This window comes from Paraburkholderia phytofirmans, assembly GCF_046028095.1.
In the GTDB taxonomy this organism is placed as follows: domain Bacteria; phylum Pseudomonadota; class Gammaproteobacteria; order Burkholderiales; family Burkholderiaceae; genus Paraburkholderia; species Paraburkholderia phytofirmans_A.
This window is the reverse complement of record NZ_JAQQDJ010000015.1, coordinates 1-20,727: the sequence shown is the minus strand read 5'-3', so window position 1 is coordinate 20,727 and position 20,727 is coordinate 1. Positions and strand designations below refer to the sequence as shown.

The 20,727-nt window shown below is 63.6% G+C and carries 17 protein-coding genes; 12 read left to right on the top strand and 5 right to left on the bottom strand.

Annotated features, from left to right (window positions below; all coding sequences use genetic code 11):
• Window positions 1–39 precede the first annotated feature (39 nt).
• Together PQR54_RS32140 and PQR54_RS32135 are read left to right on the top strand one after the other, a co-directional pair.
• The gene (locus PQR54_RS32140; protein WP_408252813.1) at window positions 40–579 is read left to right on the top strand and encodes an META domain-containing protein; all 540 of its coding nucleotides are present in this window, start codon (window positions 40–42) and stop codon (window positions 577–579) included.
• A gap of 263 nt (window positions 580–842) precedes the next feature.
• Window positions 843–5,231 carry a DNA translocase FtsK gene (locus PQR54_RS32135; protein WP_408252811.1) on the top strand — a complete coding sequence of 1,463 codons (4,389 nt, stop codon included), beginning with the start codon at window positions 843–845 and terminating at the stop codon, window positions 5,229–5,231.
• Between the two features lie 206 nt (window positions 5,232–5,437).
• On the opposite strand, the gene PQR54_RS32130 is transcribed toward PQR54_RS32135, so the two are convergent.
• Window positions 5,438–6,733, bottom strand: a complete 1,296-nt coding sequence (locus PQR54_RS32130; RefSeq protein ID WP_408252809.1) for a lactonase family protein — start codon at window positions 6,731–6,733, stop codon at window positions 5,438–5,440.
• Window positions 6,734–6,967: 234 nt separating this feature from the next.
• Here PQR54_RS32130 and PQR54_RS32125 point away from each other — a divergent pair, with 234 nt between their 5' ends.
• Complete coding sequence (locus tag PQR54_RS32125; protein ID WP_007175701.1) at window positions 6,968–7,120, top strand: DUF3096 domain-containing protein; 153 nt, start codon at window positions 6,968–6,970, stop codon at window positions 7,118–7,120.
• A gap of 253 nt (window positions 7,121–7,373) precedes the next feature.
• On the opposite strand, the gene PQR54_RS32120 is transcribed toward PQR54_RS32125, so the two are convergent.
• On the bottom strand, window positions 7,374–7,619 hold the full coding sequence (locus PQR54_RS32120) for a hypothetical protein (RefSeq protein WP_106306550.1): 246 nt from the start codon (window positions 7,617–7,619) through the stop codon (window positions 7,374–7,376).
• Window positions 7,620–7,862: 243 nt separating this feature from the next.
• Between PQR54_RS32120 and PQR54_RS32115 the strand changes: the two genes are divergently transcribed.
• Window positions 7,863–9,743 (top strand): glycoside hydrolase family 15 protein, encoded by a 1,881-nt coding sequence (locus PQR54_RS32115; RefSeq protein WP_408252807.1) that lies wholly within the window; start codon window positions 7,863–7,865, stop codon window positions 9,741–9,743.
• A 180-nt stretch (window positions 9,744–9,923) separates the two neighbouring features.
• Window positions 9,924–11,201, top strand: coding sequence for a polyhydroxyalkanoate depolymerase (locus PQR54_RS32110; protein ID WP_408252805.1), 1,278 nt, complete (start codon window positions 9,924–9,926; stop codon window positions 11,199–11,201).
• Window positions 11,202–11,311: 110 nt separating this feature from the next.
• Here PQR54_RS32110 and PQR54_RS32105 read toward each other — a convergent pair whose 3' ends face one another.
• A complete protein-coding gene (locus PQR54_RS32105; RefSeq protein ID WP_012432273.1) occupies window positions 11,312–11,944 on the bottom strand; it encodes a TetR/AcrR family transcriptional regulator in 633 nt (210 codons plus the stop codon).
• A gap of 243 nt (window positions 11,945–12,187) precedes the next feature.
• On the opposite strand from PQR54_RS32105, the gene rsxB reads away from it, so the two are divergent.
• The 3 genes from rsxB to PQR54_RS32090 all read left to right on the top strand — a co-directional run bounded on the left by rsxB (window position 12,188) and on the right by PQR54_RS32090 (window position 14,273).
• On the top strand, window positions 12,188–13,021 hold the full coding sequence (gene rsxB / locus PQR54_RS32100; RefSeq protein ID WP_408252803.1) for an electron transport complex subunit RsxB: 834 nt from the start codon (window positions 12,188–12,190) through the stop codon (window positions 13,019–13,021).
• 19 nt (window positions 13,022–13,040) lie between these two features.
• The gene (gene nth / locus PQR54_RS32095; protein WP_134140550.1) at window positions 13,041–13,685 is read left to right on the top strand and encodes an endonuclease III; all 645 of its coding nucleotides are present in this window, start codon (window positions 13,041–13,043) and stop codon (window positions 13,683–13,685) included.
• Between the two features lie 153 nt (window positions 13,686–13,838).
• Entirely contained in the window at window positions 13,839–14,273 is a 435-nt protein-coding gene (locus tag PQR54_RS32090; protein WP_012432270.1) for a DUF1841 family protein, read from the top strand.
• Between the two features lie 117 nt (window positions 14,274–14,390).
• Here PQR54_RS32090 and PQR54_RS32085 read toward each other — a convergent pair whose 3' ends face one another.
• On the bottom strand, window positions 14,391–14,774 hold the full coding sequence (locus tag PQR54_RS32085) for a c-type cytochrome (RefSeq protein ID WP_408252800.1): 384 nt from the start codon (window positions 14,772–14,774) through the stop codon (window positions 14,391–14,393).
• A 59-nt stretch (window positions 14,775–14,833) separates the two neighbouring features.
• Entirely contained in the window at window positions 14,834–15,202 is a 369-nt protein-coding gene (locus tag PQR54_RS32080; RefSeq protein ID WP_106280215.1) for a c-type cytochrome, read from the bottom strand.
• Between the two features lie 482 nt (window positions 15,203–15,684).
• Between PQR54_RS32080 and PQR54_RS32075 the strand changes: the two genes are divergently transcribed.
• The 4 genes from PQR54_RS32075 (at window position 15,685) to tal (ending at window position 20,504) form a co-directional block, all read left to right on the top strand.
• On the top strand, window positions 15,685–16,527 hold the full coding sequence (locus PQR54_RS32075) for an AAA family ATPase (RefSeq protein WP_012432267.1): 843 nt from the start codon (window positions 15,685–15,687) through the stop codon (window positions 16,525–16,527).
• 141 nt (window positions 16,528–16,668) lie between these two features.
• Window positions 16,669–17,844: a vWA domain-containing protein gene (locus tag PQR54_RS32070; protein WP_408252797.1), complete on the top strand. Its 1,176-nt coding sequence runs from the start codon at window positions 16,669–16,671 to the stop codon at window positions 17,842–17,844.
• 51 nt (window positions 17,845–17,895) lie between these two features.
• On the top strand, window positions 17,896–19,116 hold the full coding sequence (locus tag PQR54_RS32065; RefSeq protein WP_408252795.1) for a benzoate/H(+) symporter BenE family transporter: 1,221 nt from the start codon (window positions 17,896–17,898) through the stop codon (window positions 19,114–19,116).
• 434 nt (window positions 19,117–19,550) lie between these two features.
• Window positions 19,551–20,504: a transaldolase gene (gene tal, locus PQR54_RS32060; RefSeq protein WP_106280210.1), complete on the top strand. Its 954-nt coding sequence runs from the start codon at window positions 19,551–19,553 to the stop codon at window positions 20,502–20,504.
• Window positions 20,505–20,727: the final 223 nt, after the last annotated feature.

Below are 20,727 nucleotides of genomic sequence, written 5' to 3'. Positions count from 1 at the left end.
TACCCTTACGCCTTCGCCAGTTTGAAGAGGAACGACGCCATGCTCCAAAGCTCCTCCGCGCGACGTGTTGCGCGCTTCACCCCGTATCTGCGCACCGCCATTGCCGCGTTGAGCGTCGCCGCGCTGTTGAGCGCCTGTGCGATCCCGAAACATCCCGACGAGCAAGCCGCCGCGCCCGATCCATTCAATCCCGCCGCCGCGCAATTGCTCGACGACACCAGTTGGGTGCTGAGCGCCTGGAAACAGGCCGACGGCACGGTGCGCGCGATCCCGACCGCGGGCCAGGGCGCGCCGATCACGCTGACGCTCTCCACCTCGACCGGCCAGCGCCACGCCAGCGGCTTCTCCGGCTGCAACCGTTACATGGGCTCGTACGCGCTGAAAGACGGCAAGCTGAGCTTCGGCACGCTGGGCGGCACGCGCATGGCCTGCATGACGCCGGGCGGACAGATCGAAGGCGCGTATCTCAATGCGCTCACGCACATCGACCGCACCGGCGTGCAGATGCGCGCGCCGCAGCAGATGCAACTGGTGCTCGACAACGGCGACACGCTGACCTTCGACAGCGGCACGAAATGAACGCGTCGCGGATCGTCCCGTCGATGCCCTGGCGCGCTGATGAGCGAAGCGGGCTGCGCACAGCGGCGCCGCGATCCGGACGGTCCGAATGACCGGTGAAGGCTGTCCCGACAGCCGTTGTTTTTCACCGACGGCAGGCCGCGCGCCGGTCTGTTTTCCAATTGGACGCAAGCATACTTGCGTCTGCCTTCGAAGCATCGGGCTTCGCCGGTTAAACTCGACGGATTGCGTTTTTGCGCGTCCGTCATTCGTCGATGTCTAGTATGCACACGGTAGTTTTCGGCTGGTTCGGCGGGTCAGCCGTCTGGTTCATTCCTCTTTTGTGGCGTCTCGTGAAGTCGGCTCTGCCGGGCGGCGCGGGTCTGCGCGGCCCCGGCACGATCCGGCTGTGGCTCGGCTTCGTCTGCGTGCTGGTGGCGAGCTGCACACTCGAGGCGTCGCTGATCGCCGTGGCCGGCGTGAATGGCTTCGGCCATGCGCTGGCTGCGGGCTTCGGCCATCTGCTTGGGCATATCGGCACGCCCTTGGCGGCGCTCGCGCTGCTTTTCATCAGCCTGCCGTGGCTGATCGATTTCCGCTGGCGCGATTTCGCCGCCTGGGCCGACGGTGCGTTCGGCCTCGGCCTGTCGCACGGCCTCGCCAAACGCGACGAGGAAGCGCGCCGTCATCGCAGCGTCGACGATGGTTTGCCATCGCATGTTTCTCCGGCCACCAATACGATGGCGCCGAAGGCCAATGGTCGTTATGCGCGCCCAACGGTCTGGCGTCCGCCGGCGCGTGGACGCGACGCGGCTGCGGCTGGCGCTGCGGCAAGCGCGGCGGGCAAGGATGCAGCGGCGCGTGCCGCTGCGCCGAACTGGCGCGCGGGCACGACAACGCCACGCAGCCAGGCGAAGCAGGCCGAGCCGGTACTGCGCACGGGCACCGCGACGACGCCGCCGCGGCATGTGCCGATGCAGACGCAGCCACTCAAAGCGGACAAGGCTGCGTGGATGCCGGCTGAGCCGGTTGCGCCGGCTGGTTGGTTGCGCGAGTCTGGGTCGCGGGCGGGTGTGGCGGGGGTGGGTTCGGTGGCGGGGTCTGTCTCAGGTTCGGCAGGTGGGTCGGGGGTGTCTGGTGCTTCCGGTGCTTCCGCTCGCGTTGGCGCGTCGCAGGTTGGACGTCGTTCGGCCGGCGAGCAACGGCCCGTGGGATTGGCGGGTGCCGGCGCGGGGTTAACGGCCGGCGGCGCTTTTGCTGCGGGTGCTGCGGGTGCTGCGGGCGCTGCGGGCGCTGCGGGCGCTGCGGCCAAGGTAACTCAGGCAGCGGTGCACGCGTCAGCGACGGCGCGGGCCGTGTCGGACAGCGCGGGTTTTCATTCCACCGCAGGTTCAGTTGGAACCGCAGCGACCGGCGCGGGCCGTCCTTCGACGATGGCCCAAGGCACGGCCTCGGCGGCTTCCGTCAATCGCACGCCGGCGCCCCGGCAAGCTTTCTCGCCTGCCCCGCGTTCGAACGACGTCGCGCCGACGCCGGCATCGAGCCGGCTGGCGCCAAGCTACACGCGTCCGATACCGCAGACGCAGAAAGTCACGCCGCCTGCCAGCGTGCAGGAGACCCTTCGCAGCATCGCGGAAAACGCCGCACGCTGGACCGATATCGCGGGCGTGAGCCTCGCGCGCAGCACCGGCTCGGAAAACGCGAAGATGACGGGTGCGCCGGACGCAGCGCCTTCGTTCGAGCCTGAGCGGTCGATTGTCGATGTGCCGCGGACGGATTCGGCTGAACCGGCTTTGCCGCCGGATGCGCATCGTCCTTCGCTTGAAGTTGCGGACAGCGCGCCGATCGATCACGCGATACACGCGCCGGCCGATGCGCCGCGCGTGGAAGCCGCGTTCGAGGTGCCGCCCGAAGTCAGCCACGAGCCCGTCGTGCAGTGGCCGAGCGAGCCGCCAATTATTCAGCCGCCGTTGACGGCGGCGCCGGTGGTTGAGCACGCGCCAGTTGCTATGCCAGCGCCGACGTCTGCGTCTGCGCCAGTGCCTGCGCCTGCGCCTGCGCCTGCGCCAGTGGTTGAGCACGCGCCGATTGCTGCACCTTCGCCTGCACCTGCACCTTCGCCTTCGCCTTCGCCTTCGCCTTCGCCTTCGCCGGCATCGCGATATGTGCCGCCGGTCGCCACGCCGACGCCGTTCCAGGTTTTCGCTGCGCAGTTGCAAGCAAGCGAAGCGCACGAAGATGAACCGCCGTTCGAAGACGATCCGACCGTATCGACAACTCACGCCCACCATCACGCGAGCACGAGCGTTGAAGCGGCACAGACGCTCAGCCAGCCTGCGCACCATTCGGAAGCTATCGCACCGCGCGTCGCCGAGCACACCACTGCGCCGGCAACTGCCGAACAAGTGAAAAAAGCCACACCGTTTGTCGAGCCGCAACACGCCGCGCCTGCGTCGGCTGCTGAAGTCGTGATCGATAAAACACTCGCGCCTTGGGAAGCTGAACTCGATGCGGTACTGGCGCAACACGCCGCTTCGTCATCGAGTGTGCCGGCTGTCAGTCACGTCGTTGTGTCGGGCGGAACCGGCGTGACGCTTGACGCCGCCACGCCCGTCGAAACGGAAACGGCGGATTCCCCTGCCCTGTCGGACGTACCTGAAGCATCGGACTCGCCGACCGCCGCGCACGCTGCAAACATCACCGCCGCAATGCCGCCGCAGCATGTCGCGCCGCACGTCTCGGAGACATCGGGCACCGCGCACGCGGCGAACCCAACCACCGCAGTGGCGCCGCAAAGCATTACACCACAGACCTCAGACTCGCCGGCGAACGCGCACGCGTCGAACCTGCCCGCCGCGGTGCCACCGCAGAGCCTCGTGCCGCAAGCGTCAAACGTGGTTCGCTTTCCGGGCTTCGCGGTTCAGACTGCGCCCGTGGCATCTGATGTCGCTGACCATGAATCTTTCGCCGTTGAAGAACGTCCGAACGAAGCCGCCATACCGCCGCTCGCGCCGGCAACATCGGCACCACTCGCGGCGCCATTCACAAGCGCGGGCCCATCCGCAGAGGCAACACAGGCAGCACAGGCAACCGAGCCCACAGAGCCCGCCGAACCCGCCGTCCAACCCCGCCCTCCCCTGCGCGGCCACAGCCCCGCCAACGGCTTCGAGTTCCGCGCGCCCGCGGCATCGATGGTCGAATTGCCCACGCTCGACCTGCTCGCGCCCGCGGACATCGACGTCGAACCGGTCTCCGAAGACAAGCTCATCGAAACCGGTCTGCTGATCGAACAGCGTCTGCAGGAATTCAAGGTGCCGGTGACCGTCGTCGGCGCATCGGCCGGCCCGGTCATCACGCGCTTCGAAGTCGAGCCGGCGCTCGGCGTGCGCGGCAGTCAGATCGTCGGCCTGATGAAGGATCTGTCGCGCGGCCTCGGCCTCACGTCGATCCGCGTGGTCGAGACGATCCCCGGCAAGACCTGCATGGGCCTCGAATTGCCGAACGCCAAGCGCCAAACGATCCGCCTCTCCGAAATCCTCGAAGCGAGCGTCTATCAGAACTCGCATTCGCAGTTGACGCTCGCCATGGGCAAGGACATCACCGGCCATCCGGTCGTCGCCGATCTGGCGAAGGCGCCGCACATGCTGGTCGCCGGCACGACCGGTTCGGGCAAGTCGGTGGCGATCAACGCGATGATCTGCTCGCTGCTCTACAAGGCGACGCCGGAAGAAGTCCGCCTCATCATGATCGATCCGAAGATGCTGGAGTTGTCGGTCTACGAAGGCATTCCGCATCTGCTCGCGCCCGTCGTTACCGACATGAAGCTGGCGGCCAACGCGCTCAACTGGTGTGTCGGCGAAATGGAAAAGCGCTATCGGCTGATGTCCGCGGTCGGCGTGCGCAACCTGGCCGGCTTCAACCAGAAAATCCGCGACACCGAAGCCAAGGGCAAGAAGCTCGGCAACCCGTTCTCGCTGACACCGGAAGCGCCCGAGCCGCTCGCGCCGCTGCCGCTGATCGTGGTCGTGATCGACGAGCTCGCCGACCTGATGATGGTCGCCGGCAAGAAGATCGAAGAGCTGATCGCGCGCCTCGCGCAGAAGGCGCGCGCCGCCGGCATCCACCTGATTCTGGCCACGCAGCGTCCTTCGGTGGATGTGATCACCGGCCTCATCAAGGCGAACATTCCGACGCGCGTGGCGTTCCAGGTGTCGTCGAAGATCGACTCGCGCACGATTCTCGATCAGATGGGCGCCGAGTCGCTGCTCGGCCAGGGCGACATGCTGTTCCTGCCGCCCGGCACGGGCTATCCGCAACGGGTGCACGGCGCGTTCGTCGCCGACGAGGAAGTGCATCGGATCGTCGAGTATCTGAAGCAGTTCGGCGAGCCGCAGTACGAGGAAGGCATTCTCGACGGCCCGGCCACCGACGGCGGCGCGGCGCAAGACCTGTTCGGCGAGTCGCCGGATGCGGAAGCCGATCCGCTCTACGACGAAGCGGTCGCCTTCGTGGTGCGCACGCGGCGCGCGTCGATCTCGTCGGTGCAGCGGCAGTTGCGCATCGGCTATAACCGCGCGGCGCGGCTCGTGGAGCAGATGGAAACCGCGGGACTCGTGTCGGCGATGGGCATCAACGGCAGCCGCGAAGTGCTGGCGCCCGGGCCGGCGGAATGAGCGGCGAATGGCCGGTGAACGCCGCTGATTGCCGGCGCTTCTGAGAGGCGCAAGGCGCAAGACGCAAGCGCAAACAACCTCGCCGGGAGTTCGACCACAAAATAGAAACGGGCCGCTTCACAGAAGCGGCCCGTTTTTCATCCGGCGCGCACGGCGTGTCGACATCACCCGCCTCGTCATTCACCGCGTGTCGTCGGTATCTCGTGTTACGACGGCGAAACCAGCTTGAAATCCACCGGCGCGCCGAGCTCGAAATGTTTCGGATTCGCGTCGAGCAGACCGCTCTGCTGATTGCGCTTGAACACATACACGGTATCGCTGTTCTGATTGCCGACGATCAGCCAGTTGCCGGTCGGATCGATCGCGAACTCACGCGGCGACTTGCCCATGCTCGATTGATGTCCGACCTTCTTCAGATGCCCGTTGGTGGGGTCGACCGAAAAGATCACGATGTCGTTCGCGTCGCCGCGATTGGTGGCATACAGAAAGCGCCCGTCCGGCGACAGATGAATCGCCGCCGCCCCCACCGCGCCCTTGAAGCCAGGTTCGGTCACCGGCAGCGTTTGCACCTGCGTGAGCTTGCCGTCGTTGTAGTTGAACGTGCTGACCGTGGCGGCCATTTCGCTCGTCAAATACGCGTGTTTGCCGTCGGCGCCGAACACCAGATGGCGCGGACCCGAACCGGCTTTTTCCTGGTTGTAGCGCCAGTCGGTCGGGCCGAACAGGCCGCGGCTGCCGTCGGGCGTGTAGCGATACGAATACAGCTTGTCCGCCCCGAGATCCTGCGCGAACAGATAATGGCCGTCCGGCGAGAACACGGTGGAGTGAACGTGCGAGTTGTCCTGACGGCCCTTCACCGGGCCACCGCCTTCGTGATGCACGGTGAGCACCGAGGCGCCGACCTGGCCGTCGGCCTGCAACGGGAACACCGCGAAGCTGCCGCCGGGATCGGCGGCCACCGAATAGTTCGCGGTCAGCAAATACTTGCCGTCCGGCGACAGGCTCAGATAGCACGGATCATTGCCGTCCGAGGAGACCTTGTTGAGAAACGTCAACTGGCCGCTCGCGGCGTCGAAACGAAACGCGCTGATGCCGCCGCGTTGCGTGGCCGGGCCGTTGTCACCGGGCATTTCGTTGACCGCGTAGACGAAGCGGCGGTCGCGGCTCACCACGAGGTAGGACGGGTTGACCGTCTGCGCGACCGAGACGCGCGTCGCCTCACCCGTCTTCGTGTCGAAGCGATAGACGTAGAGTCCGTCGCTCTTTGGGCCGGTATAAGTGCCGACTAGCATGTCATACACGCCGTCGGCGGGAGCCGGGCCGGAATCTTGCGCAAACGCATGCGAAGCAACAATCGAGACCATGAGCACGAAACCTTTTATTATCGAGCGGGCAGAGCGCAATGGAGCATGCGCGACGCGCCATGAAGTGGAATCAGCAGCAGAAGGCAAGCGGGAATCCGCAACGGCACGCATCGCGGCGGCTCGGTGACGACGAAGCATATGACCTCCTCGGACAGCGGTTATTTGGTTGAATCGGTTGTCATGGTGTCGCTGGTCTGCCGCGCAATCGGTCGAGCGTTGTTCTTATCGAAAGAAGTATAAAAGCGTTGTGTCGGATCATGCAGCGAATCCGCCGTAGACCGGCATCGGTCGGCCGGCAATCGGCAGCATGAGTAGCAATTGTCCCGCCTGGCGGGGCGTTTTTTCAATCACGTCTCACACTACGGAGTCTTCATGAACGTCACACTCAGCCTGGGCCCGCTGGTTTCGTTGATCGCCGGTATTCTGATTCTCGTCATGCCGCGCTTGTTGAACTACATCGTCGCGCTCTATCTGATCATCATCGGCATCATTGGGATCTTCGGTGTGGGGTCGTCGCACTTCTGAGCGGCGGCGGCAAGCGCTTACGCAACGGTTACGCAGGCATGAAACGCGCGCCCGGGTGCGGTGTCGGCCCGGTGGCGTCTCGCATCGAGAAGGCACAAGACGTGCGAAAGCTTCACGCGCCGACGGCCGTGAAGCTTTGAGGCAAGCGATCAAACTGGACAGCGCGGCGAACTGTTTTAAGTTCGCCCGAAGCGTGGTGAGTTCGCGCCCCGTGCGGTGAAGTCACCAGCGCGAGTGCGCGAAGCGTCGTTGGTCAGCCGTTCGAAAGCTGGTCGAGACGCAGCCTTCCCTGCAGCGACAGCGCGCCGACGGCATAATGGCCGTCGCCTGCCTGATAACGGCGAAAGCAGGCCCGTTCGACCAGAAAGGCGGCGGCGGTCAACAAGCCGTTGCGAGTCAGGCCGAGGCGGCCATGATCGAGCGGCAACATCGAATCGTCGGCAAGTTCGCTGGCGGCCGAGAGAATCGTGATGCAATCAGATTTCGACGGGTTCAGCATAGCTTTGGTCCTCGGAAACGGCGTCTGTATGCGCCATGGGCGGGGCCGGTTCATAATCCGGAAAGCTCCTCCGGGCGTCGGCATGAAATCTGATTGTAGGCATTGATTTGACAATTACCAACCCGCGTTTTGCTGCGTTGCGTAATGAACCAAAACGCATCGCGCGGGTCGGGAAAAGGCAACGACACTTCAACGACACCACGCGCGGCAGTGCTCGCCGCGCGCCACACTGACTCGCTCTCCATGCCCGCACTCATCGAAGACTATGCGCTCATCGGCGACGGCCACACGGCCGCGCTAGTTTCCCGCGATGGATCCGTCGACTGGCTCTGCTGGCCGCGCTTCGATTCCGGCGCCTGTTTCGCCGCCCTGCTCGGCACGCCCGAAAACGGCCGCTGGCTGATCTCGCCGGTCTCGGACACGCCGCCGACCATCACCCGCCGCTATCGCGGCGAGACGCTGATCCTCGAAACCGACTTCGAGACGCCCGAGGGCGCCGTCACGCTGATCGATTTCATGCCACCGGGTAACGGCTGGTCGGAGATGGTGCGGCTCGTGGTCGGCAGACGCGGCACCGTGCGCATGAAAATGGAACTGGTGCTGCGCTTCGATTACGGCTTCTCAGTGCCGTGGGTCGACCGCCTGAAGCACGACAGCGGCGTCAAGGCGATCGTCGGACCGGACACAGCCGTGTTGCGCACGCCGGTCGAGTTGCGCGGCGAAGACATGAAGACAGTCGCCGAATTCACGGTCAGCGAAGGCGAACGGGTGCCGTTCTCGCTGGCTTATGCGGCCTCGCATCTGCGCATTCCGCCGGCACGCGACCCGCACACCTCACTGGCGCGCACCGAGAATCACTGGCTCGAATGGTCGGCGCGCAGCACGGTCGAAGGACGCTGGGCCGAACCGATCCGCCGTTCGCTGATCACGCTGAAGGCGCTCGCTTACGAACCGACCGGCGGCATCGTCGCCGCGCCCACTACCTCGCTGCCGGAGCAGCTCGGCGGCACGCGCAACTGGGACTACCGCTACTGCTGGCTGCGCGACGCCACCATCACGCTGCTCGCCATGATGCGCGGCGGCTACTACGACGAAGCACGCGCGTGGCGCAGCTGGCTTGGGCGCGTAATGGCCGGTGCGCCGGACCAGTTGCAGATCATGTACGGCATTGCCGGCGAGCGGCGTCTGCCCGAGTTCGAAATCGACTGGCTGCCGGGCTATCAGGACGCGAAACCAGTGCGGATCGGCAATAACGCGGTCGGCCAGCGCCAGCTCGACGTCTACGGCGAAGTGATGAATGCGCTGCATCTGGCGCGCGTCGGCGGCCTGCAGGCGGACGACACCGCGTGGAACGTCCAGCGCGCGCTGCTCTCGCACCTCGACACGATCTGGCGGGAACCCGACGAAGGCATCTGGGAAACGCGCGGCGGCCGGCAGCACTTCACCTTCTCTAAGGTCATGGCGTGGGTCGCCTACGACCGCGCGATCAAATCGGCGGAAATGTTCGAACTCGAGGGCCCGCTCGACGAATGGCGCGCCACGCGTGCGCAAATCCACGCGGAAGTTTGCGAGAAGGCCTGGAATCCCGCGCTCAACGCGTTCTCGCAGTGCTACGGCACCGACCAGCTTGATGCAAGCGTACTGCTGATGCCGCTAGTCGCCTTCCTGCCGCCGAACGATCCGCGCGTAAAAGGCACCGTGGCCGCGATCGAACGCGACCTGATGCACGATGGCTTCGTGATGCGCTATCGCACGACCGAATACGACGACGGCCTGCCGCCGGGAGAAGGCACGTTTCTAGCGTGTTCGTTCTGGATGGTGGACAACCTGGCGCTGCAAGGCCGCCTCGACGAAGCTATCGCAATGTACGAACGGCTGCTCGCGCTCTGCAACGATGTCGGTTTGCTCGCGGAGGAGTACGATCCGGCTGCGAAGCGTCTGGTCGGCAATTTTCCGCAGGCGTTTTCGCACGTGGCGCTCGTACACACCGGCCTGAACCTGATGAAACATGAACAGGCGATGGCGCAGGCGACCGGGCAACCGCCCCATAACGGCACCGGAGAAACGGAACTTGATGCTGCTGCAACCCCGGATAGCGGCGCGGCAACATCGCCAGTAGCATGATTTAATGACAGTTTGCGTGCTAGGTGGACGCAAAATGCTGCATTGCACAAGTACGCTTTGTTCGATATGATCGACGAGAATGTCGGCCGAAAAACAATGTGCCCACAACCAATTTGGCCCGCTGCAACGCCACACGCGTGTTTGCGAAGCCCCATGCGAACCGCTTAAAACGGAGCACCCATGCTCTACCAACTGCACGAATTCCAACGGGCGATGTTGAGCCCCCTCACCGCCTGGGCTCAGGCCGCGTCGAAATCCTTCGCGAATCCCGCCAGCCCTTTGGCCTACGTGCCTGGCGCCACGCGCCTGTCAGCCGGTTACGAACTACTCTACCGGCTTGGTAAAGATTACGAAAAGCCTGAGTTCAATCTTCATCAGATTGTTAAAGACGGCCATAACATTCCGATCATCGAACAAACGATCATCGAGAAGCCGTTTTGCCGCCTGATGCGCTTCAAGCGTTTTGCGGATGACAGCGACGCTGTCATCCAATTGAAAGACGAGCCGGTCGTGCTGGTGTGCGCACCGTTGTCAGGGCACCACGCCACGCTGCTGCGCGACACCGTGCGCACGTTGCTGCAAGACCACAAGGTGTACCTGACCGACTGGATCGACGCACGCATGGTGCCGCTCGAAGCCGGTGAGTTTCGTCTGGACGACTACGTCGCCTACATTCAGGAATTCATCCGTCACATCGGTGCGAAGAATCTGCACGTGATCTCGGTGTGTCAGCCGACCGTGCCGGTGCTCGCCGCCATTTCGCTGATGGCGAGCCGCGGCGAAGACACGCCGCGAACCATGACGATGATGGGCGGCCCGATCGACGCGCGCAAGAGCCCGACCTCGGTCAACTCGCTCGCCACGCAGCATTCGTACGAGTGGTTCGAGAACAACGTGATCTTCACGGTGCCGCCTAATTATCCGGGCGTGGGCCGTAAGGTTTACCCGGGCTTTTTGCAGCACACCGGTTTTGTGGCGATGAATCCGGAACGCCACGCGGCGTCGCACTGGGATTACTACCAGAGCCTGCTGCGCGGCGACGAAGACGACGCGGAAGCGCACCGCCGCTTCTACGACGAGTACAACGCCGTGCTCGACATGGACGCTGACTATTACCTCGACACGATCCGCGTGGTCTTCCAGGAATTCAGCCTTGCCGAAGGCACGTGGGACGTCTCCGGCGAACGGGTGAAACCGCAGGACATCACGAAGACCGCGCTCTTCACGATCGAAGGCGAACTGGACGATATCTCCGGCGACGGCCAGACCTATGCCGCACACGATCTGTGCACGGGCATTCCGGAAGAGCACAAGCGTCACTTCACCGCGGAAAAGTGCGGGCACTACGGCATTTTCTCGGGGCGCCGCTGGCGCACCATCATCTACCCGCAGTTGCGCGACTTCATCCTCGAGCACAACAAGGCGCCGAAGGTAGCGAAGGAAAAAGTCGAAGCCTGAGCTTCGCACGCGTAGTCACGCATCGTCGATAAACAACGGCCTCTTCGGAGGCCGTTGTCGTTTATGAGGATCCCGAAGCCTCAGTGCGCAGCGCCGCGCGCGACGCAGAGTTACTTGCGCAACAGGTAGGCAAGCAGCAACTCGGTGTTCATCTGAATCACTTCACTGCGCTCGCTCGCGCTGCTGAAATCGCGGCCGAGGGTGGCTTCGAGCGTGAAGCGGTTCGACACGATGTAGTAGCCCATGCCGGACAGCGTGACATAGAAGCGCAGCGGATCGACATTGGTGCGAAACAGCCCCGCGCGTTGACCGCGCTCGAGAATGCCGCCGAGCGTGGCGACGATCGGCGAGATCATTTCGCGGATGCGCGTCGACTTCTGCATATAGCGTGCTTCATGCAGATTCTCGTTATTGATGAGACGCAGCAACTCGGGATGATCGCGGTAGTAATCCCAAACAAAATGCGCGAGACGCGTGATGGCCTCGACCGGGGCAATGCCATTGAGTTCAAGCGTGCGCTCCGCTTCGTTGAGCGCGCTGAACGCGTGCTCGAGTACCGCGGTGAAAAGCTGCTCCTTGCTACCGAAGTAGTAATAGAGCATGCGCTCATTCGTTTCCGCGCGGCGAGCGATCTGATCGACGCGCGCGCCGAATAGCCCACCATTTGCAAACTCTTCGGCCGCCGCGAGCAGAATGCGGCGCCGTGTGCCTTCAGGATCTCTTTTGATTTTCGGCTGATTCATGGTGGCATCGTCTTCGTGAGCCGCGTTATCCGGATCGCGCCGCCGGCCTCTCCTCGGGCCTTGCACCGACAGCACTGAACGGGCTGGTTGGGGGAATACCCTTCTGCGGTCTTTCGAAAAAAGCGCTTCGATTATGGCACATGGATTGCGGATGGCAATTGGGGAAATCGGCGATAATGTGCTATTTAGTTCAAGCTGTGCGGCCGCAAGCCAAAGCACCAGTCAGAGCCCCACGCCGTGACCGTGACAGATACCAGAACCCTCGCAGACCGCATCGAAGATCTGCTCCCCCAGACGCAATGCACCAAGTGCGGTTACTCCGCATGCCGTCCCTATGCCGAAGCCGTTGCAAGCGGCGAGGCCAATTACAACCAATGCCCGCCGGGCGGCGCCGAAGGCATCGCGCGACTCGCTGCGTTGCTCGGCAAGCCGGTAATTCCGCTCAATTCCGCCAATGGCGTCGAAAGGCCGCGCCCGTTGGCGGTTATCGACGAACAAGTTTGCATCGGCTGCACGTTGTGCATGCAGGCCTGTCCGGTCGATGCAATAGTTGGCGCACCGAAACAGATGCATACGGTAATCGTCGAGCTCTGCACGGGTTGCGACTTGTGCGTGCCGCCCTGCCCCGTCGACTGCATCGCGTTGCCGCCGGTCACGGGTGAAGCGACCGGTTGGGACGCGTGGAGCCAGGCTCAAGCCGACGCCGCGCGCGCACGCCACGACCGGCGCGAAGCGCGTCTCGCACGCGAGCGCGAGGCTGCCGAAGCACGTGCTGCAGCGCGGCGAGCAGGCAGCGCTGCCACTGCTCAGGTTACCGAAACAACTGCGGCCGCCGACGCGGCGCCATCGGCCGCACCCGCCGCGGACGATGCCGAAGCCAAAAAACGCGCGATTATCCAGGCCGCGCTCGAACGTGCTCGCAAGAAAAAAGAAGATCTGGCCGCCAAGGGCCAGGGGCCGCTCAACACCGAGCGCGTGAGCGCGGATGTGCAGGCGCAGATCGACGCCGCCGAAGCACGCCGCCGCCGTCTCGGCCTCGCCGCGGACGACACCGGCACGCCGTCCGACAAGCGCTAACCGCACCGTCACGCCCAGCATGAACGCGAACAAACGCCGCGCCATCTACGAGACGCTTCAGAGTCTCAATCCTCATCCGACAACCGAACTCGAGTACACCACTCCGTTCGAACTGCTGATCGCCGTGCTGCTGTCGGCGCAGGCCACGGACGTGTCGGTCAACAAGGCCATGCGCAAGATGTTCCCCGTCGCGAACACGCCGCAGAAGGTTTTCGATCTCGGCGAAGAAGGCGTGACCGGCTACATCAAGACCATCGGCCTCTATCGCACCAAGGCGAAGAACGTCATCGCGACTTGCCGCATTCTGCTCGACCAGTACGGCGGCGAAGTGCCCGAGGATCGCGAAGCGCTCGAAAGTCTGCCGGGCGTCGGCCGGAAAACGGCCAATGTGATTCTGAACACCGCGTTCGGTCATCCGACCATTGCGGTCGACACGCACATCTTTCGGGTTGCGAATCGAACCGGTCTCGCGCCCGGCAAGGACGTTCGCGCGGTCGAAGTGGCGCTGGAGAAATTCACGCCCGCCGAGTTCAAGCAGGACGCGCACCACTGGTTGATCCTGCACGGCCGTTATGTGTGCAAGGCGCGCCGCCCTGAATGCTGGCATTGCGTGATCGAGCCGCTGTGCGAGTTCCGGCCGAAAACGCCGCCGCCGGATCTCTAAGCGCAACCGGCGCCGCTTGAAGCACCGGAGCGCCGCCAGCAGCCCGCGCCGCCCCGGCGTAAAATGGCGCCCTGCCTCGTCAGCTCGTCCGCTTCACGAGCTGACGCTTCACAGGCTCACGTCCAACGCCCCACTCAACGCACCGGTCTCACGATGTTCAATCCCAGCCGCGACGAAGTCCGTCTCTTCTTCACCGACACCTGGCGCAAGCAGCGCAAAGGCGAAATTCTGACGCCGCTGGAGGCAATTGCCGCCGACTGGATCGTCGAACACCCCGAATACCACGCCGACCTGACCGACGGCGACGCCGCCCAGGCTCAGGACTACTCACCCGAACGCGGCCAGACCAATCCGTTTCTGCATCTGTCGATGCATCTGGCGATCACCGAACAGTTGTCGATCGACCAGCCGCCCGGCATTCGCGCGGCGCATGAACGGCTCGCCGCACGCCTCGGCTCGACCCACGAGGCGCAGCACGCGATCATGGACTGCCTCGGCGAAACCATCTGGGAAGCGCAGCGCACCGGCACGCCGCCGGACACCGACGCGTATCTGCAACGCATCGAGCGACGCGCCACGCGCGACTGATACCGGCGTCGCGCGAACACGGGCAAGCGGGCAAAAACCTCGGCCCCGAAAGCACAACACCCCGCCGAAGCGGGGTGTCGTTCAATCCAAAAGCAGCGCAAAGGTTATGCGACGCGCTTACTTCTTCTGCACCAGATCGCCGTTCAGCGATTCGACATAAGCGGCGATGTCTTTCATATCGCTTTGCGACAGGCTTTGCACCTGCGCCTGCATGATCGGGTTGTTGCGACCGAGGTGCGGGTTGCCGTTGCCCATCTGGTATTGGCGCAGCGCCCAGTAGACGTAGTCGGAATGTTGACCCGCGAGCTTCGGATATTCCGGGCTCACCGGCTTGTTCAGGTTCACGCCGTGGCATGCCGCGCAGTTGTGGCTGTCGGACAGCACCTTGCCGTTGCCGGCGTCGGCCGCGTGCGCGAGGTTCGCTGCAACCAGACCGATCACTGCCGCCGACGCGCATGCAGCCTTGAACACCGTTTGGAGTGCCTGTTGGGGCTTATTCATGAATTCTCCTATCCCGCGAATTTATTAGCCGGGTGACTGGATGGACGAGCCGCAGCCGGTCACTTGTCGGGATTGCTCTTCGAAGAGGAATTTTGCGCTGCGTAGTAGGCCGCGATGTCGGCGATATCCTGATCCGACAGCGACGCGGTGATGGCGCGCATTGTTTCGAAATGGCGGTCGCCCTTCTTGTAGCCATGCAGGGCGTTCTCGAGGTACGCCTGGTTCTGCCCGCCGAGCATCGGCACGCGGTAGACCTCAGGGTAAGCCGTGCGGTATTCAGGGATGCCGTGGCAGCCAATACACATCGCGACCTTGCCTTGGCCCGCCTTCGCGTTGCCGACGACATCCGCTGCCTGCGCACTGGCCGTATAGCCCGCGAGCACCGACAGCGCTGCGATCACGACGTTTTTGCCAACGAATTTATTCATAGCATGTAACCTGGCTTGAGGGGAAACGGGCGACCAAGAGGCAACGGCCCGCGCCGTTATTCTTATAGGGTAGCCACGCAGGCCAAAAAAATCGGGCTAATTGTACCGCGACGCCGCGCCGAACGTCCACCGCGCGGGGCCGCGGCGCATCCGGCCGCCGCAAAGCCACGGCTAGCGCCGCTTTGCTCTGCCGCGCCGAACCGCAGGGCATGGCGGCATGCCGTCGCATGCGGGCCGCTCGCGCTGGTTCGCACCCTTTCGACTCCGCGTTCAGCACCGCAAGCGACACCGCATTCAGCCCGCTCGCGCCCGGCGCGCCCGCCCACCGGGCCCGCCGGGCGAGTCTTCGGCCCGTTCGCCGAAGCCGCATGCGCACTCGCTGCACGCCACGGCACCGCGGATGACACCTTACGCGAGGCGGTTTCAGGCCAACAGGTCTTCTGACTTATACTGGGTTTTTTCCCAAAAAAGAGCATCTCGCCATGCGTTTCGAAGGCTCATCGCAGTACGTCGCCACCGACGACCTCAAGCTCGCGGTCAACGCCGCGATGACGCTCAAGCGCCCGTTGCTGATCAAGGGCGAACCCGGCACGGGCAAAACCATGCTCGCCGAAGAGGTCGCCGCCGCGCTCGGCATGCCGCTCCTGCAATGGCACATCAAGTCCACCACCAAGGCGCAGCAGGGTCTGTACGAGTACGACGCGGTGTCGCGCCTGCGCGATTCGCAGCTCGGCGACGAGCGCGTCAAGGACATCCGCAACTACATCGTCAAGGGCGTGCTGTGGCAGGCGTTCGAGTCGGACGAGCAAACCGTGCTGCTGATCGACGAGATCGACAAGGCGGACATCGAATTTCCGAACGATCTGCTGCGTGAACTCGACCGCATGGAGTTCTACGTGTATGAGACGCACGAGCTGATCCGCGCGAAGCAGCGCCCGCTCGTGATCATCACGTCGAACAACGAGAAGGAACTGCCGGACGCGTTCCTGCGCCGCTGCTTCTTCCACTACATCAAGTTCCCCGATCCGGTCACCATGCAGCAGATCGTCGAGGTGCACTATCCCGGCATCAAGAAGGAGCTGCTCGCGGCCGCCATGCAGAGCTTTTTTGAACTGCGCAACGTCGCCGGATTGAAGAAGAAGCCGTCCACCTCGGAACTGCTCGACTGGCTCAAGCTCCTGCTCGCCGAAGATATTCCGCCTGAAGCGCTGCGCTCGTCCGACCAGAAGCAGATCATTCCGCCGCTGCACGGCGCGCTGCTGAAAAACGAGCAGGACGTGAGCCTGTTCGAGCGGCTGATCTTCATGAACCGCAATAACCGTTGATTGAGCGCTGATTGGGCGCTGATTGAGCGCTCAACGAACGCTCAATCAGCGCGTATTGATCGTGACCAGGAGCCGGATGATCGAGAGGCCGCCACTGAAAAGCGCGCCGCCCCGACCAACCGCCGCCGCAGAGGACCCAGCATGCTGATCGACTTCTTCTACTCGCTGCGCGCCGCCAAACTGCCGGTGTCGGTGAAGGAATACCTGACGCTGCTCGAAGCGCTCAAGGCCAACGTGATCGCGCCGTCGCTCGACGAGTTCTACTATCTCGCCCGCATTACGCTGGTCAAGGACGAGCAGTACTTCGACAAGTTCGATCAGGCGTTCGGCGCGTATTTCAAAGGCGTCGCGCAAGCCTCCGAACTCGCCTTCGACATCCCGCTCGACTGGCTGACGAAGAAGCTGCAACGCGATCTGTCGCCCGAAGAAAAAGCGCAGATCGAAGCGATGGGCGGCCTCGACAAGCTCATGGAGCGCCTGAAGGAACTGTTCGACGAACAGAAGGAGCGCCACGAAGGCGGCAGCAAGTGGATCGGCACGGGCGGCACGTCGCCGTTCGGCAATGGCGGCTACAACCCGGAGGGCGTGCGCATCGGCGGCGACGCGGCGGGCAACCGCACCGCCGTGAAGGTCTGGGAAGCGCGCGCCTATCGCGATTACGACGACCAGGTGGAAATCGGCACGCGCAACATCAAGATCGCGCTGCGCCGCCTGCGGCGGTTCGCTCGCGAAGGCGCCGCCGAAGAACTCGATCTGCCCGACACGATCCGCAGCACCGCCGCGAACGCCGGCTGGCTCGATCTGAAGATGGTGCCCGAGCGGCACAACAAGGTGAAAGTGCTGATGCTGCTCGACGTGGGCGGCTCGATGGACGATCACATCAAGCGCACCGAGGAGCTGTTCTCCGCCGCCAAAGCCGAGTTCAAGCACCTGGAGTTCTACTACTTCCACAACTGCGTGTACGACTTTCTGTGGAAGAACAACCGCCGCCGTCACGCCGAGCGCATGCCCACGTGGGAAGTGCTGCACAAATTCACGTCCGACTACAAGCTGATCTTTGTCGGCGACGCGACCATGAGCCCGTACGAAGTGCTGCAACCAGGCGGCTCGGTGGAGTACAACAATGCCGAAGCCGGCGCGGTGTGGCTGCGCCGGCTTGCCGATCATTTCCCGCATCACGCGTGGCTCAATCCCGAACCGGAAGGCTTGTGGGCTTACCGGCAGTCGGTCAGCGCGATCCGCGAAGTGCTCGGCCATCGCATGTACCCGCTCACGCTCGCCGGCCTCGAGACGGCCATGCGCATGCTGAGCAAATAGTTGAATCACGGTTCACCTTCGTTTTACCTTCAACGATAAGAAAGCATCCGTATGAGTCCGTCTTCCACGCCCGATTTGTCCCCTGCCGTCGCGCCGCCCGGGCGCCTCAATCCTTTCGCCGACACTTCGCTGTCCGCCATCGTCGCCGGTTTCGTCGCGATGATGACCGGCTACACCAGTTCGCTCGTGCTGATGTTCCAGGCGGGCCAGGCCGCGCATCTATCCGACGCGCAGATTTCGTCGTGGATCTGGGCCTTGTCGATCGGCATGGCCGTCTGCACGATCGGCCTGTCGCTGCGCTTTCGCGCGCCGATCGTGATCGCATGGTCGACGCCCGGCGCGGCGCTGCTGGTGTCCTCGCTGCCGCATGTGGCGTATGCGGAGGCGATCGGCGCGTTTATCGTCTGCGCGCTGCTGCTTACGCTGGTCGGCCTGACCGGCTGGTTCGACACGCTGATGAGGAAGATTCCGGCGGGCATAGCCTCGGCCTTGCTGGCGGGCATCCTGTTCGAGATCGGCATCGAGATTTTCCGCGCCGCGCAGTTCCAGACCGCGCTCGTGCTGACCATGTTCTTCACCTATCTGATCGTCAAACGACTCGCGCCGCGCTACGCGATCGTCACGACGCTGATCGTCGGCACGGCGGCTGCCGGTGGGCTCGGGCTGCTCGATTTCAGCCGCTTTCACGTCGCGCTGGCGCATCCGGTGTTCACGATGCCGGCGTTTTCGGTGGCGGCCAGTGTCAGCATCGGGATCCCGCTGTTCGTCGTGGCGATGGCGTCGCAGAACGTGCCGGGCATCGCCGTGCTGCGCGCGGACGGCTACACCACGCCCTCGTCGCCGCTAATTTCGACCACCGGCATCGTCTCGCTGCTGCTCGCGCCGTTCGGCTCGCACGGCATCAATCTTGCGGCAATCATTGCGGCGATCTGCACCGGCCCCGAAGCGCACGAAAACCGCGACAAGCGCTATATGGCGGCGGTGTGGTGCGGCATCTTCTACCTGATCGCCGGGGTTTTCGGCGCAACCATCGCCGCGCTGTTCGCGGCCTTGCCGAAGGCGCTGGTGGTGTCCGTCGCGGCGCTGGCGTTGTTCGGCTCGATCATGAGCGGGCTTGCCAATGCCATGCAGGACCTGAAGCAGCGCGAGGCGGCGCTGGTCACGTTCATGGTGACGGCGTCGGGGCTGACTTTGCTGTCTATCGGCTCGGCTTTCTGGGGGCTGGTGGCGGGTGTGCTGACGCAAGTGGTGTTGAATGCGCGGCGCGCTTGATGCGATTGCTGCGCGAGGCGGCGGCTCGGTGTTCTGGTGGCGGGTGACCGCCGCGCTGACGCAAATGATATAGAACGCGCCGCGTGCCTGACGGGCCTGCAACGCGAAGCAACGACGCGCGGTCCGACCGCCTATTGTTGGCAAAACCAGTCGGAAAAAACCGCTCGCTAGAATCGGTCAGCGCCGGATCAGTCGGCGGAAAATGCCGCCTGAAATTGGTGTGAACGGATCGCCTTGGGCAAGTGTCAACACTGCATCAGCCGATCCGCCATAGAATAGAAGCATCCGGCAGCGCTTTCCGTCAAAATTCCCCGGCAGGATGACGGGCAGCGCTGCAGCGTGACCCGCGGCCGCCGGATCTGGTTTGCGTTGCAGACCGGTGGCAACCTCATTTCTCCTGAACCACGGCGCGCACGCGCCCTGAAGGCCCGAACATGACAACCGCACTCGATCAACTCAAGCAATACACCACCGTCGTGGCCGATACCGGCGACTTCCAGCAGCTTGCCCAGTACAAGCCGCAGGACGCGACCACCAATCCGTCGCTGATTCTGAAAGCGGTGCAGAAAGACGACTACAAGCCGCTGCTCGAAAAGACCGTCAAGGCGCACGCGTCGAAGCCGGTCGGCGCGATCATCGACCAGTTGCTGATCGCCTTCGGCACCGAAATTCTCAAGATCATTCCGGGCCGCGTGTCGACGGAAGTGGACGCGCGCCTCTCGTTCGACACCGAAGCTTCGATCGCCAAGGGCCGCGAACTGATCTCGCTGTACAAGGAGCACGGCATCGGCCGCGAACGCGTGCTGATCAAGCTGGCTTCCACCTGGGAAGGTGTCCGCGCCGCGGAAGTGCTGCAGAAGGAAGGTATTCACTGCAACATGACGCTGCTGTTCTCGCTCGCTCAGGCGGCGGCCTGTGCTGAGGCCGGCGCGCAGTTGATCTCGCCGTTCGTCGGGCGGATTTACGACTGGTACAAGAAGAATGCCGGCAGCGCGTGGGATGAAGCGAAAGATGGCGGCGCCAATGATCCGGGCGTTAAATCGGTGCGCCGCATTTATGCGTACTACAAGAAATTTGGGTACAAGACCGAGGTGATGGGCGCGAGTTTTCGCACGCCGGGGCAGATTCTCGAACTGGCTGGTTGCGATTTGCTGACTATCAGTCCGGATCTGCTGCAGAAGCTGCATGAGAGCACGGAGAAAGTGGAGCGGAAGCTGTCGCCGGATAGCGCGAAAGATGCGGATATCGAACGCGTTCCGGTTGATGAAGCGTCGTTCCGGTTTCTTGTTAATGATGAGGCTATGGCGACTGAGAAGCTCGCTGAAGGGATTCGGGCGTTTGCCGCTGATGCGGTTAAGTTGGAGAAGTTGATCGAAGCTTTGCGATAGGCGTCGCTCGCGCTGCTTCTGGCTGGCGCTCCACTCACGCGGCCTTGGACTTTACTGTTCAGGGCCGTGTGTCGTTTACCAACCTGCTTCGGGCAGCGCTGCATTTACGACATTTAGTCACAATCGCCACCCGATGGACGACTAGAATCTTTTGCAAGGGCGATTCTCGGTGGTCTATTAGCGTCGCCCCTGTGCGGGGCGGCACCTACTTTCTTTGCACCGC